Here is a 14,106-nt window from a genome sequence, read left to right as displayed (position 1 = left end):
GCGACCATTTCTAGTTCATATTGTTGTGGGGTTTTGTCTCTAAGCATGGTGAATCCATGTTGTTCACTATGCTCATTAGATCAAAGGCCTGGATCTGCGTCCAGGCCTTTTTCAACAGTCTGAGGCGCCTTTTAGGCGCCTTTTTTATTTTCGATCTGGCTTATTTGCCGTTCAGGCGGTCTACCAGCACAGCACCGATAGTACCAGCCAAATGGCCGTTGGCTTCAGCCCACTGCTCGATGGTTTTGCCGTCTTTCTCGGTCTTGGTCAGTTCGTTACGAGACATAGACTTGATCATGTACTCACCGGCTTCGTTGGCATTGCTAACCATGGCGAAGCGGATCAGGCTCTGACCACTGCAGGAAATCCCATCGTAGAAATCACCCAGTTTGAGGTTGTAATCGTCACGAATGCTCTTCATCTTCTTACGAAGTTCAGATTTGTCATCATTCTTAACGATAGTACAGATGTTTTGCAGGTCATCATTAATGGCAGCCACAGACGGCATAGCCAAACCAGCCAGAAGAACACCAGTTACCGCACAAACAAGGGACTTACGCATTGCATTACTCGCAGTTGATTGAAAACGCGCGAATTCTATAGCCAGAATTCGTGTCTGACTATTATTTAGTCGACACCACATTTATACATAGGTATAGATAATTAAACCTAATATAATTGGCGCTTTTTGGGGGATGTGCATTGGTCAACTACGACGTCATTATCATCGGTGCCGGAGCCGCAGGTTTATTTTGCGCTGCACAGGCGGGCAAGCGCGGTCGCAAAGTGCTGGTGCTGGATCATGCCAAACGCATCGGGGGAAAAATTTTGATGTCGGGCGGTGGGCGCTGCAATTTCACTAACATGTACGCTTCCCCCGAGAACTTTCTCAGTGCCAATCCGCATTTCTGCAAATCAGCACTGAGCCGCTATACCCAATGGGACTTTATTTCTTTGGTGACCGAATACGGCATCGCTTATCACGAGAAAACCCTGGGGCAGCTGTTTTGCGATGATTCGGCCAAAGATATTCTTAAGATGCTGCTGGCAGAGTGCGACAAGGCTGGTGTATTGGTGCGCCATCCCTGTGAAATTCTCGCAGTAGAAAAAACAGAAAGCGGCTTCAGCCTGACCACCAGCCTTGGCGAGTTTAGCTGTACATCTTTAGTGGTGGCCACCGGCGGTCTGTCTATTCCTAAGTTGGGCGCCAGCCCCTATGGCTATAAACTGGCAGAGCAATTTGGCCTGAAGGTCCTACCCACCCGTGCTGGTTTAGTTCCCTTTACCCTGCACGAGCAGGATAAAACTGTGCTGGCAGAACTCTCCGGCATTGCCCTGGACAGCACCGCAACCTGCAACGATCAGAGTTTTCGCGAAGCCCTGCTATTTACCCACCGGGGCTTAAGTGGGCCGTCGGTACTACAGATTTCTTCTTACTGGCAGCCTGGTGAGGCGGTGACTTTCAATCTCTCGCCTTCGCAGGATCTGCTGTCCTGGCTTAAGCAGGAACAAATCGCGCATCCCGACGCCTTGCTAAGCACGGCATTGGCTAAACATTATCCCAAACGCTTTGTGCAGACCGCCATTGAGTTCTTTGGTCTTTCCAATAAGCCCCTGAAGCAATTCCAGGGCAAGCAGCTGGATCAGGTGGCCGAGGCCTTTGAAGCTTGGCAAATTAAACCCAACGGCACCGAAGGTTACCGTACCGCCGAAGTGACCCTTGGCGGTGTGGATACAAACGAGTTATCCTCCAAAACCATGGAAGCCAAGAAAATACCAGGCCTGTATTTTGTCGGCGAAGTGATGGACGTCACGGGCTGGCTGGGCGGCTACAACTTCCAGTGGGCCTGGTCCAGTGCCTGGGTGGCCGGCCAGGTGGTGTAAAGCGCACGGGATGCCACCTGCCGGCCACTGGCAAGCTCAATCCTGTTCTTTTCGGGTAAATAAACGATATAACTGCCACAGGGCAAAAATCGCAACTAAAACACCCGCTATTTGATATTTCTGGTTGTTGGCTTGCTCTGCAGCCACAGCTTGCTCATAAGCAACCAAAACCTGCCCATCAAAAGTGGCCCCATAAACCGTGCGATCACGCTGGTTGAACTGTAGCTCCCATAGCCCCTCATACTCCAACGCGGCGAGTAATCTAGTGTAATTAGGCAGCCAGCGATAGAAACGGTAACGCTGATTCTCAAAGTCCAATGCCTCAATATACTCACTAGTCTCATTTCTTAGCGTTTCGGTGGTTTTCTTAAAGCTGACTAATGACGGCGTTTTATGAAGTTGTGTTGGGGAAGGTACAGGACGATTGATGGCCAATAGTGCCCCCGTGACTACCAATAAAACATAAAACAACAATCTTAACTGCATAAAACCTCATCACTATTAGATCCTGATCACCCGTGCGCTATCACAGTCCTTTACTACCTTAACCAAGGCCGTCGGTGTGTAATAATCCTGTGTGACAAAACGCAGGAATGAGACAACAGACGGGGTAAAAAGCGTTAACCTGACCACCAGCTAATCCGTTTGGCCAGGGCATGATTTATCATATGTGCGCTAGCCAGCAGCCTTGGCCAGTTTATCCACGGCCAAATGAATGGCCTTGCGAATACGCACATAAGTGCCACAGCGACAGATGTTGGTCATCACCTGATCAATCTGCTCTTCTGTAGGCTTGGGAGTGGCTTTTAGCATGGCGGCTGCCGCCATAATCTGCCCGGCCTGGCAATAGCCACATTGTGGTACATCAATTTCCTTCCAGGCTTCCTGCACCGGATGTAATTCCTCCTCACCAGGGGCTAAGGCCTCAATAGTGACAATATCGGCACCCTGCAACTGCTCCATGGTTACCGAACAGGAACGCAAAGCCTGACCGTTATAGTGCACGGTACAGGCACCACACTGGCCAATACCACAGCCAAACTTGGTGCCTTTTAGGCCTTGCTGCTCGCGAATAAACCACAGCAGCGGCATATCCTTGTCACTGTCATCTACCTTTACGGGCTGTTGATTTATAGTTAGTTGAATAGACATAAATACTCCTTAAATACGAACAGCGTCGGCAAAGGGCAAACGGCGCAGGCGCTTACCACTGGCGGCAAAGATGGCGTTAGCAAGCGCTGCCGCCGCGGGCCCAATGGGTGGCTCGCCGACACCAGTGGGGCTGGCCTCACTGTGGATCACCCGAACCTGAATATCGGTGGGGGCCTCTAGCATTTTCATCAAGCGCAGTTGGTGAAAGTTCTTGGTTTGGATTTCCCCTCCTGCGACATTAACCTTATTGAACAAAGCGGCACTGAGGCCATCGATAAACCCACCCTGCATCTGGTTTTCAATGTGGTTGGGGTTGACCGCAATACCACAGTCAATAGCCCCCCAGGCGCGACGGACCTGTAAATTGGCATCTTTGTCCATGGCCACCTCCACCACAAAGGCTGCATAGCTGCCGAAGGTGAAATGCCCTGCTATGCCAAGGCCCACGCCTTTTTCCCGGGGTCTATTCCAATCGGCCATCTTGGCGGCCACTGCATAGCACTCGGCCATGCGCCCGGAGTCAATGATGTCCCCTCCATAGCCATTATGGGGATAAGCGGTGTGGGGCTGCATCAGCTTTAAACGAAAGGCCAGCGGATCTTCTTTGGCTTGGTAAGCCAGCTCATCCAACATGGATTCCGCAGCAAATGCCCATTGCATGTGACCTGGCGCGCGCCAGGGGCCGGTGGCAATCTGCGAAGGATAGTCATAGTGTTCAGACAGGTAATTGGGTACCAGTTTGAAAGGAAAGCAGGAGTCCCTGGGATCACCGCGGGTTTGGGCCTGGCAGTGGTGCCAAGCTACAACCTTTTTGTTCTCGTCCAGACCAGCGCGCACGCGCATCACAAAAGCTGGCGCAAATTGATCTTGCTCCAAGGTATCTTCACGCATCCAAGTGACCTTAACGGGCTTGTTCAACTGCTTGGACAACATGACGGCTTCGAGCACAAAGTCGATTTCCCAACGCCGTCCGAAACCGCCACCCATACGATGGCTGACCACTTCAACCTTTAAAGGACTGATCCCCAATGTCGTGGCGACGTTGTTAGCTACCTTCTCAGGAAACTGATGGCCCACCACAATAGTGGCGCCATCCTCACGCACATCGGCGATGCAGTTAAAAGGCTCCATACAGGCATGGGCAAACAGCGGGATTTCGTAGGTGGCGTCCAGGGCGTCCGCAGCTTCGGTCAAAGCTTGCTTGGCATCCCCTTCAGACAACCTGACATTATGGGTAAAGCCGGATTGTGCAGCATAATCCGGGTCGCTAACCAGTCGATGAAACTCGGCCAATTGCTGTTCACTGTCCTGATTCATTCCTTCAGGCCCTGCACGCCACTTTATCGCCAGGGCGTTTTTACCTTGCATAGCTGCCCACAGCTTATCGGCTACCACCGCCACCCCCGGCGGCATCAGCTGTTTGGTGGTGCCGTTGCCGTAGTCCTCGGTTTGGCGCTTGAGCACAATGACGTCCTTTACCCCGGCAATACGTTTGGCCGCGGGTGCATTGTGGCTGACCAGCTGACCGTCAATAAAGGGGCTTCTGGCAATTACCGCATGCAGCATGCCCGGATACTCGGCATCTATGCCAAACAAGGGTTTGCCCGTCACCATCTTATCGATGTCCACCGTGGTCCTGTCGGTGCCGATGATCGTGAAAGCCTCCCTGGATTTGAGTGTCACCTTTTCGGGTGAAACGTGCCGCTGTGCTGCTTGTTCTGCCAGCTCACCATAGGTAAAAGACTGTCCTTCGGGGTGATAGACGCGGCTTTTTTCCGTACGCAGCTTATCCACACTGACCTGCCATCTTGAAGCCGCTTCCTCAAGCAGCATGCGCCTGACCGTAGCACCAGCACCTCGCATATAATCCCAATTACTGCGCAGTGCATGGCTACCGCCGGTATTCATATAGGAATAGGCATATTCCGCCCGGCCGTCATCATTAAGCTTAAAGTAAGCCGGGCAGGTGTCGGTAAACTCAATCAATGACCAGTCCAGATCCAACTCCTCGGCCAACAGCATGGGACCGGCCGTTTTCATATGCTGGCCCATATCCATCACCGGCGAGGCCATTAGCACCGAGTTATCAGGCCTGATGCTGACATAAACACACCATTGGCTGACAGCTTTGCCACTATTGGCAGCCAACAATTTGCCTGGCAGGGTCAGGGAGAAGAGCAAAGCACCGCCATAAGCGCTGGTTTTTAAGAAGTGACGACGGCCGGGATCGATGGGCGCCTTGTTGTGAAGTTGCATGGACGTATCCCTGTTAAAAAAGAGTTAACAGAAATAGCACTAGTGGGTGTTAAGTAACAGGTTATTTAACGCACAGCGACGGCGTTTATCTCAAACACCTCCCTTTGTCTTGTTAAGCTGCCATTGGGCGCAAATCAAACCGCCATCACCACCTGATTGCGGCCGCCTTCCTTAGCCTGATACAGGGCCTTATCGGCACGGACCATGGCTACCTCCAGCGTTTCCCCTGGCATCAGTGTGGCACTACCGATGCTGATGGTCAGTCGATAATCAGCATCGTCTTTTCGAAGCGGTGCTTTCTCCACATCCTGGCGAATGCGTTGCGCAATCTGGGCGGCTTGTTTTGAGTCGGTGTCTGGAAGTAGCACCATAAATTCCTCACCACCAATACGGCCAATGCGATCCTGCTGACGCAAACAGCCTTTGGCCCGCTGAGTGACCAGTTTCAGGGCTTTATCTCCCTGCTCATGCCCCAGGTTGTCGTTGACCTGCTTAAAGTGGTCTACATCAAAAATCAGCACCGACAGTGGCTTTTGGCTTTGCATCCATTGCCTGACCAGGGCATGGCCCTGTTCAAAGATACTGCGACGGTTGGCGACCTGGGTCAGATAATCGGTCTGCGCACGATGGCGGAACAGTCTGCGCGTTTTGATCAGGTACCAGGCAAATACACTGAGCCCCAACAACGCGACCACACTGAATAGCACAGTGATCTGGGCAACACGCCTTTGGGTTTGCTCCCTGGACAATTCCAGTTGCTGAATCTCAAGTTGCTGTTGCAGAATTTTGTTGTCCAGCGCAGTGATGCTTTCATCGAACAACAGGGTAGAAGCCCGTTGATACTGCGTGACAAACTCGCGTCGCTGTTGCACGGCTTCATCCAATGCCGTCATCATCAGTTGCATCGCCTCTGGCGGTTTGCCTTGATAATAGGCAGCAATACCCTGCACCTCTTTTGGCCATTGGGCGGTGTCTGGCCAGTCAATGGCGAGTTGGGTCAATACCTTCTTCACCTCGGCAGGCTTATTGGCTTTGAATAAAGCCTGAACCAACAGGACCTGCGCCCGTTTGATAAAGAAGGTTTCCTGGGTGGTATCCCTTAGCAGCAACGCCTGCATCAAGATATCGGCAGCCTTGTCCGGCTTGCCTTGTGCCAGGACTAACATACCGTCGTTAAAATAAGCGAAAAACAAGAAATCTTTGAACTGTGGCTGCTCCTGCGCCAGAGAATACAGCACCTGAACATGCTCAGCGGCCTTGTCAAACTGGCGAAGAGCAATGGCCAGTTCTACCAGGGTATGCTGCATATTAAACATATCCTGGTAGTCATCCACCTCAGCCCAGGCCTGATAAGCTTTGAGAATAAATTCATAGGCCTTGTCGAGGATTTGATTGCGCCGGTAAAGGTTACCTGAAGCGTTGTGGATCATGCCGTACTGATTCTTAGGCAGTTGATAGCGTTCGGCCACATTGATGGCCTCTACCAACAAGGCGAGTCCCTGATTCAGCTGGTCTGCATCAGCGCTATAACAAAAGGCATTTTGGGTCAGGATCTTGACCAGCAGCTTTGGCTCGTCCAGCTCTCTGGCAAGGGCCAGGGCCTTAACCCGGTCGGGACAATAGACCTGCGGATCGTTAGTTTGCAGATAGCGCATGTAAGAGCGCTCCACATAACTCAGTGGCAGTGTCTCAGTCAGGGGAAGTTGATGCGCTTCATAAAGAGCGATAGCGCGACTATAAGCGTCGATGGCCTGCTCAGTCTGCTGATTTACATCCAGTGCATTACCCAGCAAGAACCAGAATCTGGCCTGGTCAGTCAATGGCAGTCCCGGTATCCCGGCTTGTTGCTGTTGCAACAAGGTGAGTTGCTCAGCCGGCGGCATATCGGTCAGTTGCGCTTCCACATCCGTCAACGATTGGGCATGTACGGGAAACAGCATGCCCCACAGCAACACTGCTACACCCGGCAAGAGACGAAGGAACACACCCAGCCGATAGATTGAAGCCAACAGCGAACCACCCAACAAGAACAAAGAGAAACCCTAAGTATCTCTCAATCAATCCCTGGGGTACAGGCGCCGGAGAAGCTTACTGAATGTTTTCACATTTGAGTTGCTTGGCGAGCACCCTGTAAAGGCTCAGTCAACGGGTGCCTGCAATTTCATGGTCACCGAGGCAATCCTGCCCCCTTCCACTTCGCGCACTTGAAAACTCAATGAGCCAATACTGACTTCGTCCCCAACCACCGCTTTACCGTGGTAGGAGCGATTCAGAAATTCGCCGATACTGAGCAGATTCCAGCGCGGCGCCACTTCGATATCGTATTGACTGGACAGCTCACGCAAGCGGGTTGAGGGATGAATAATAAATTCGCCCAGAAATACCGGGGCCACATCGTCTTTATCCCGCTTGCTGGCAAAGACTTTGCCAAACTCTGCTGAGTGGCCATAAGGCGCTAAGATAAGCACTCTGTCCTGGCTGCTGAGTATCGGGTTGTCGGCCCTGTCGAGTAACATCCCGTTTCGCACCACGCCAAGTAATTGTCCTCCGCTCGCCAGGGGCAAATAGGCCAGGTTCATACCATTGGCCTGAGACTCTTCCACGACCTCATAAACCAGCAGTTCCTGGTTTTGATCATCAGCCATAAACAGGGTTAAATGCTCCGGGTCCTTGGCCGATACCGGCAACTCTACTTTGAGCCAGCGTGCCACCGGAGCAATGGTCCAGCCCTGTAAAATCAGGGAAACCAGTACAATAAAAAACACCAACTCAAAGTAGGCGGTGCTGTCCTCAAGACCGGCAAGCGAGGGAAACAACGCCAGAATAATGGGCACCGCCCCACGCAAACCGCACCAGCTGATAAACAACTGTTCACGCCAGGGAAACTGGAAAGGCAGCAGCGACAGGAGCACCGCCAATGGCCTGGCCACAAAAATCAGCACCAGGGCAATCAGAATGGCGGGAAGTACAATGGGCACCAGATTGCTGGGCGTAATCAGCAGCCCCAACATCAGAAACATGCCAATCTGGCTAAGCCAGGCCATGCCGTCATGAAAGCGGTGGATATCATCGTGATAAGGCAGCGGACTGTTACCGATGATGGCGCCGACAATGTAAATGGCTAAAAATCCACTGCCGCCCACCAGGTTGGTGATCCCAAAAACACTCAGGGCACCGGCCAGCACGCATAAGGGATATAGCGACACGGACAAAGGCACATGCTTAAGCATTATGCTCAGCAGATAACCAAGCGCAAACCCCATCAACAGACCTAAACCCATCTGCTGCGTAAATTCGCTGGCCAGCGCCCAACCGGAAAGGGGCTCACTTAGCACCATTAACTGCACAAAGGTCACGGTCAACAGGATAGCCATGGGATCGTTGGTACCGGATTCAATCTCCAGGGTCGCCCCAGCCCGCTCCTTAAGCTCAACTCCAGCGGCGCGCAACAAGCCGAATACCGCGGCGGCATCGGTTGAACCGACAATAGCGCCAATCAGCAGGCTCTGCTGCCAGGGAAGCGAGAGCAACCAGTAGGCGGCGGCACCGGTGACGGCGGCCGTAATCACGACGCCGAAGGTAGCCAGCGACAATGCCGGTTTAAGACTGACTCTAAAGGTTGAGCGACGGGCACCTAAGCCGCCATCGAGGATAATAATGGCCAGTGCCAGGCTGCCAAACAAAAAAGCCAGGGAAAAGTCGTTGAACTTGATGCCACCGGGTCCGTCTTCACCGGCCAACATTCCCAGAATAAGAAAGACCAATAGCAAAGGCGCGCCGGATTTACGTGTGACGGCACTAGCCAGCACCGCAAGCAGAGCCAGCAGGGCACCGATAAAAATAAATTGATTGGTCAGCTCCACAACCTTCCTATTCCTGCATTAACTGAGGGGACACTGAAAAACGCGATTCCTTAATTGAGCATATCAAAGGCGAGTGCAATGCATCAGGGGAATTACAAGAAAATAAAGCAGATTGAGTTTGCCAGATCAGCTGCCTAAATACCGGCACACACCCTGCCCCGCAATTCGCCCGGTAGCAAAACAAGCCGTCAGCAGATAACCGCCGGTGGGCGCTTCCCAATCCAGCATCTCACCGGCACAAAATACCCCCGGCAAGACTTTTAGCATCAGCTGCTTATCCAGGCTTTGTTCACAGACGCCACCGGCACTGGAGATGGCTTCGTCGATGGGATTGATGCGGTCAAAGCGCATTGGCAGGGCTTTTAGGGCCTGCGCTAATAAATCTGCACTCAGGGATTGAGGGTGCGCACTGCACTCATATACCAGGGCAAGCTTCAGGGCATCCAATCCCAGGGTGCGTTTTAGGTATTTACTGAATGATTCTTTGGCTTTACGGTTTGCCAGCTTGTGAGAAAGCTGTTCCAGATTCAAATCCGGTAACAGATCAACGGCAAGTGTTGCCGCCCCCTTTTGCAGCAACTGCTCCCGCAATGCCTTTGAATGGGCATAGACCAGGCTGCCTTCCAAGCCATTTTGAGTAATTACGCACTCACCACGCTTTTCCTGCACTTGGCCATCAGCACCCATCACTTTGAACACCACATTTTTCAGCGGCTCGCCGGCATGACGCAGTAAGTGCTCACTCCAGTAACAGCCAAAGCCACAATTGGCACTCATCAGTGGCGACACCTCAACACCTTGTTGTGACAGCCAGCCCTGCCAGGCACCATCCGAGCCCAGTTTTGGCCAACTTGCACCACCTAAGGCTAAGAGCACCCCATCGGCGGCTACCTCAATGGGTCCGTCGGGAGATTCAAATTGCAGCCTGTTTGCTTGCATGCCGACCAGACGATGACGCATCTGAAACACCACGCCAGAGGCCTTAAGTCGTTTCAGCCAGTTGCGCGCCAACGGCGCGGCTTTCATTTCTTCGGTAAATACCCGCCCGGAACTACCGACAAAAGTGCTGATACCCAACCCCAGGCACCAATTACGTAACGCATCGGCGTCAAAAGCAGTAAGCGCACCCTGTAACCAGAGTGATTTCTCGTAGTAGCGCTGAACAAAGGTATCAAAAGACTCAGAATGGGTAATATTAAGGCCGCTGGTGCCGGCTAACAGCAACTTGCGACAGGCGCTGGGCTTGGCGTCATAGACAGTGACAGCAAAACCGGCCGCACGAATCACTTCGGCGGCCATCAGTCCGGCTGGACCGGCTCCCACAATGGCGACAGATTTTTCAGCAGGCAAGGATGGCCTCAAGGCAGTCAAGGAATCAGATCGCTGAATTGTCGCACTGGCAGCCTTTGCTGTCACTGTGCCAGTTCACTACAGTCAGGCGGCGCGGGCCTTATTGGTCATGGCCACCAGCGCCTGACGCACTTCCTGCGCGCTGTAACAGGGCTGATTCCAAGGTACAAAAACACTCTTCTGGTTCAGGCGGTAGTGACAGCCATCGGGGTAAACACTGGCCATCACAGGTTGCCCGTGCAGTCCCAAATGGTCTGCCACAATCAACTGACAGGCATCGGCATGATCGGCGTTCATATGCTCCACCATGCTGCTTTCCTGGGCGACAGACCACTGCGGCAGCGGGCGCTGCCATTCCTCTTGGGTTAACCAGAATATTTTGCCAAAACCGCCGATATAACGCACATCGGTCACCTCTAATTGCCAGAAGCGGAAATCATGGGCCTGGCGGTAGCGCAGGGCATCGGGAAACAAACGGAAATAACGTTCTGCATACCCGGCACTTTGCTCATCACTTAATGGGGATGCTTTGCCGGACAGGGTCACGCGCCCCTGCTCATTCTGATCGCCCTGTTCGGCCTGCTGGAACAAGGTCAGGCTCAGGCGCGGATCCTGTTGCAGGTTTCTGGCATGCTGGGCGATATCGGACACATAAAACACCATATTGCCGCTATCTGTCAGCATGGCCGGCGACACCGAACCAAAAGGATGTCCCTGCAGCTTCACCGATAGGGTGGAAAACACCGCCGTGTGGCATTGTTGTACCAATAATCTGGCCTGATTAGCCGCCTCTAAACGCTCTTGCATTGTCTTACTCCTTAATAAAATATCTGTAGTCGACCCTCAGCCGGGCATGGAAAACACCATGGGCACGGTGAGGATAGGATGGGGGGTGATGTGGCTGTTGATCTGATAAGCAGATTTAAGTGTATCGGGCTGCAGCACCTGTTGCGGCGGCCCTTGAATAATTCGCTTGCCGTTTTTTAGCAGCAGGATCTGATCGGCATACAGGGACGCCAGGTTTACATCATGCATAACAGCAATAACCAGGTGGCCGGCTTCGGTAAAGGCCCTGACCAGCTGCAAGCAAGCATGCTGATGGTAAAGATCCAGTGCCGACGTGGGTTCATCCAGCAACAGCAGCTTCTGCCCACCACTGTCGCCGTCCAGTTGCGCCAGGCAGCGGGCCAGTTGCACACGCTGCTGCTCGCCACCGGACAAACTGGCTACCTCGCGATGGGCGTATTCTGACAGGTGCGTATATCCCAGCCATTTTTGTGCGTGCAACCTGGCCTCTTTGTCGCACTCGTCATGGCCATAGCGCCCAAGTGTTACCATCTCCAGCACCGACATCTGTGCAGGCGGTGAGAATTGCTGTTCCATCACCGCCCGCATCCTGGCCAGCCGCGCCGCCGACCAATGACGTAAACTGCAACCCTGCAGGCTGATGTCGCCGCTAAAGGGCAGATCACCGGCAATCGCCCTTAGCAAGGTGGATTTACCGGCGCCGTTTTCACCCAGTACGGCAACAAATTGCGGCCCGCTCAAGCACAGGCTAAGTCCGTCGACCACCTTACGCTGGCCGCGACGGACACTGACATGGGAAAGTTCAAGCATAATGATGTCGCTTCTGACGTAACAACAAGTAAAGGAAAAAAGGCGCCCCCACCAAGGCGGTGATGATGCCGATGGGCAACTCGGCCGGGGCGACCAGCATGCGCGCCAACCAGTCAGCAAAGGCCAGCACCGCCGCCCCCAATAGCATGGACATGGGCATCAACCGCTTGATATCGGCGCCTACCAGCAGGCGGCTGATATGAGGGATCACCAGGCCGATAAAACCTATCATGCCGGTCAGGGCTACGGCCCCGCCCACACCCAGCGCCACCCAAAGGATGATCTCCCGCTTCAGGCGCTGCACGTTAACGCCCAGATAGCCTGCTTGTCGCTCCCCCAGCAGCAGGGCATTAATGGCCCGTCGACGCAATATCAGCATCAGACTGCTCAGGCCCATAAACACCAGGCCAAAGGGCAACTGCTGCCAGCTGATCCCGGCCAGCGAGCCCATTTGCCAAAAGCTCATCAGGCGCAGGGAGTCATCGTCGGCGTGGTAGCTGAGCAGGCCGATAATGGCGCCGGCAAAGGCGTTGATGGCCACACCGGCGAGGATCAGGGTAGCCACCGGCGTATGTCCGCTTTGTCCAGCCAGTTTGTATACCAGCAAGGTGGCGGCCAACGCCCCCAAAAAGGCGCCGCCGCTGACCCAAAACTCGCCTTGCAAGCCCCATTTCCCGCCCAGCGAAATCACCATCAGCGCCGCCACTGCCGCCCCTGCCGAAATCCCGATAAGCCCCGGATCGGCCAGCGGGTTTCGGCACAGGGTTTGGGTAGCACAGCCACTTTGCGCCAGCACACAGCCCACCATCAATGCCAGCACCAGGCGCGGCAGGCGAATTTGCGTGACCACATCGATATGCAGCGCTTTGATACCGCTAAAATCGGCGGGCCACCACCAGGCCAGCGCCAGACGCCAGTCGCTGATGACCGGCCCGGACGATAGCGCCAGCACCGCACAAATCAGCGCCGACAAAGCCACCGCCAAAAATAGCATCTGCTGACGCTGATTAACCTTGGCCAGCATAGGCTTCCTCAGCGTCCTCTGGCTGGGCTTGGTGGGCTTGGGCTGCAGATGGCAGACCATGCTTATCAGCAAAATCTGACAGTTGCACAATGGCGTCGGGCAAACGGGTGGTCATGCCAAGGGCCAACAGAGAATCCATCACCAGTAAGCGGCAGTGCCTGGCCGCCTCCAGCAACCTCAGGGCCGGTTGTGCACAAAATGCCTGTTTGCCACCCGCGGCTGCCACCGTGTGGGACGGGGCAATTAACAGCGCTGGCTGCTGCAGCGCCAGGTACTCCACAGAGATGGTCTTAAAGCCAAGGTGGCTGATAATGTTTTGCAAACCGGCATGCTCGAGCAACAGTTGCGGTACCGTCTCTGTACCAGCAGCCACCACGCCACGTGCCGAGGCCTGCAACACAAACAAAGCCTTTTGTGCCTGGCCGGGCTTAAGCGGCTGAAGGCGGCTTTGCAGGGAAGCCACCACATCCTCTGCCTGTTCGGCCCGCTGCAGACGCTCGCCAATATCACGGATCAGAGCATACAGCGCCGCCACATCACGGGGCTTTGCAAACTGAGTCACTTCAACACCCGCCCGTTCAATCTGTTGCAGCACGTTTTCGCTGCCGCCACCTTCGAGCACCCACAGCCACTGTGGCGCAAAGGACAAGACTCCCTCAGCGGAAAGATCGCGGTAATAACCGACCTGGGGCAAAGCCGTCGCCTGTGCAGGCGAGGTGCTGGAGCTGTCGGTAGCCACCAGGGCCTGGTCTGCGTCCAGGGCAAATACGATGTCGGTAAGGGTGCCACCGGCGGTGATCAATTTCGGCAAGTCGGCCCTGGCCGGTAACGCCATCAGCAAGCCGAACAATAGGGCCAATGGCCAGATTGACGGGTATATGCGGTCCATAAACGGATTCCTTTGTGATTCGAAACGAAAAATAAATTAATCACTTTTTATTGCAAATGCAAACCATTCTC

Annotated in this window: 12 protein-coding genes; 1 reads left to right on the top strand and 11 read right to left on the bottom strand. The window is 53.9% G+C overall.

Annotated elements, in window-relative coordinates:
* Positions 1 to 160: 160 nt before the first annotated feature.
* Positions 161 to 562: a DUF3718 domain-containing protein gene (locus P2G88_RS18020; protein WP_275798582.1), complete on the bottom strand. Its 402-nt coding sequence runs from the start codon at positions 560 to 562 to the stop codon at positions 161 to 163.
* Between the two features lie 140 nt (positions 563 to 702).
* On the opposite strand from P2G88_RS18020, the gene P2G88_RS18015 reads away from it, so the two are divergent.
* Entirely contained in the window at positions 703 to 1,884 is a 1,182-nt protein-coding gene (locus tag P2G88_RS18015; RefSeq protein WP_275798580.1) for an NAD(P)/FAD-dependent oxidoreductase, read from the top strand.
* 36 nt (positions 1,885 to 1,920) lie between these two features.
* Here P2G88_RS18015 and P2G88_RS18010 read toward each other — a convergent pair whose 3' ends face one another.
* From P2G88_RS18010 to P2G88_RS17965, 10 genes are all read right to left on the bottom strand, one after another.
* Positions 1,921 to 2,370 (bottom strand): hypothetical protein, encoded by a 450-nt coding sequence (locus P2G88_RS18010; protein ID WP_275798578.1) that lies wholly within the window; start codon positions 2,368 to 2,370, stop codon positions 1,921 to 1,923.
* A 189-nt stretch (positions 2,371 to 2,559) separates the two neighbouring features.
* A complete protein-coding gene (locus P2G88_RS18005) occupies positions 2,560 to 3,036 on the bottom strand; it encodes a (2Fe-2S)-binding protein (protein WP_275798576.1) in 477 nt (158 codons plus the stop codon).
* A 9-nt stretch (positions 3,037 to 3,045) separates the two neighbouring features.
* On the bottom strand, positions 3,046 to 5,292 hold the full coding sequence (locus P2G88_RS18000) for a molybdopterin cofactor-binding domain-containing protein (protein WP_275798574.1): 2,247 nt from the start codon (positions 5,290 to 5,292) through the stop codon (positions 3,046 to 3,048).
* Between the two features lie 134 nt (positions 5,293 to 5,426).
* Positions 5,427 to 7,325, bottom strand: coding sequence for a diguanylate cyclase (locus tag P2G88_RS17995; protein WP_275798572.1), 1,899 nt, complete (start codon positions 7,323 to 7,325; stop codon positions 5,427 to 5,429).
* Between the two features lie 105 nt (positions 7,326 to 7,430).
* Entirely contained in the window at positions 7,431 to 9,155 is a 1,725-nt protein-coding gene (locus tag P2G88_RS17990) for a potassium/proton antiporter (protein WP_275798570.1), read from the bottom strand.
* Between the two features lie 126 nt (positions 9,156 to 9,281).
* Entirely contained in the window at positions 9,282 to 10,505 is a 1,224-nt protein-coding gene (locus tag P2G88_RS17985) for a TIGR03862 family flavoprotein (RefSeq protein WP_275798568.1), read from the bottom strand.
* Between the two features lie 84 nt (positions 10,506 to 10,589).
* Positions 10,590 to 11,312: a DUF2470 domain-containing protein gene (locus P2G88_RS17980; protein ID WP_275798566.1), complete on the bottom strand. Its 723-nt coding sequence runs from the start codon at positions 11,310 to 11,312 to the stop codon at positions 10,590 to 10,592.
* Between the two features lie 36 nt (positions 11,313 to 11,348).
* Positions 11,349 to 12,122, bottom strand: a complete 774-nt coding sequence (locus tag P2G88_RS17975) for a heme ABC transporter ATP-binding protein (RefSeq protein ID WP_275798563.1) — start codon at positions 12,120 to 12,122, stop codon at positions 11,349 to 11,351.
* Positions 12,115 to 13,146 (bottom strand): iron ABC transporter permease, encoded by a 1,032-nt coding sequence (locus P2G88_RS17970; protein ID WP_275798561.1) that lies wholly within the window; start codon positions 13,144 to 13,146, stop codon positions 12,115 to 12,117. Before P2G88_RS17970 ends, P2G88_RS17975 begins: the two co-directional genes overlap by 8 nt.
* A complete protein-coding gene (locus P2G88_RS17965) occupies positions 13,130 to 14,035 on the bottom strand; it encodes an ABC transporter substrate-binding protein (RefSeq protein WP_275798559.1) in 906 nt (301 codons plus the stop codon). Before P2G88_RS17965 ends, P2G88_RS17970 begins: the two co-directional genes overlap by 17 nt.
* Positions 14,036 to 14,106 lie beyond the last annotated feature (71 nt).

Source organism: Aliiglaciecola sp. CAU 1673, from assembly GCF_029223185.1.
Classification (GTDB): Bacteria; Pseudomonadota; Gammaproteobacteria; order Enterobacterales; family Alteromonadaceae; genus Bowmanella.
Note: the sequence above shows the minus strand (reverse complement) of the source record. Positions and strands in the feature narration are given on the sequence as shown.